This window comes from Paraburkholderia domus (assembly GCF_905220705.1).
Taxonomy (GTDB): domain Bacteria; phylum Pseudomonadota; class Gammaproteobacteria; order Burkholderiales; family Burkholderiaceae; genus Paraburkholderia; species Paraburkholderia domus.
Map to the genome: position 1 here is coordinate 1 of NZ_CAJNAT010000090.1, position 868 is coordinate 868.

An 868-nucleotide genomic window follows, 5' to 3' on the forward strand; every position below is an offset into this window, starting at 1 on the left:
GCCAGCGGAGACGCCATCAGCAGGCCGACGGCATGAGCGCCGGCAGACTCACCGAAGACGGTGACGTTATCCGGATCGCCGCCAAATGCAGCAATATTGTTTTTGACCCACTGCAACGCGGCAATCGTATCCTCAATGCCGTACATTCCAGACTTGTGCCCGTTTGACTCGGCATCGAGGTCCGGTCTGGACAGGAAACCAAATACGCCCAGCCGATAGTTCAATGTGATCAGTACGACGCCCTTTTTTGCCAGCGAGGTTCCGTCCAGCGCGACGCCATACGTTGAACTGTCCGAGGCCGTGCCGTACTGGAAGCCGCCTCCGTGAATGAACACCATGACCGGAAGTCTGGCGCCGCGGGTTCTGGCTCCGCTCCAGATATTCAGGAACAGACAGTCTTCGCTCACATTGCCGGTGACGATCGGACCGCCGAAGGGCGACGCGCCCCAGCATCGCGCGCCGGACTGGGTGGCATCACGTACGCCGCTCCAGACTGGCGCGGGCTGTGGCTCCTTCCATCGCAGGTTTCCTACGGGCGCCGCGGCATAGGGAATCCCCTTGAAACTGACGATACCGGATGCATCGGCGGGATTGCCGGCGAGGCTCCCGGAGGCGATTGTCACGTGATTGTCGAGCGGAGTCGATGAGATGTCGGGTATTGCGTCGTTGCCGCCACAAGCAGTGAGTAGCGCGCTTGCGAATGTAATCGCTGCCCCATGACTGAGGATTCTTTTATTGAATGGCGAAAGCATGTTCTGTCTCCTTGATGCGACTGGCGTTCAATGCGCCAGGCGTCGTTATAGGTCCGGCAGCAAACTCCTCTACCGGTGTCTGTGTCTAGAAGGAATGGCTGATGCCGGCCATCACG

General features: G+C 59.4%; 1 protein-coding gene. It reads right to left on the minus strand.

The features are described 5' to 3' along the window. Window positions 1-752, minus strand: a 752-nt coding sequence (locus KHO31_RS38995; RefSeq protein ID WP_200579221.1) for a carboxylesterase family protein, incomplete at its 3' end; no start/stop codon positions are given. Window positions 753-868 lie beyond the last annotated feature (116 nt).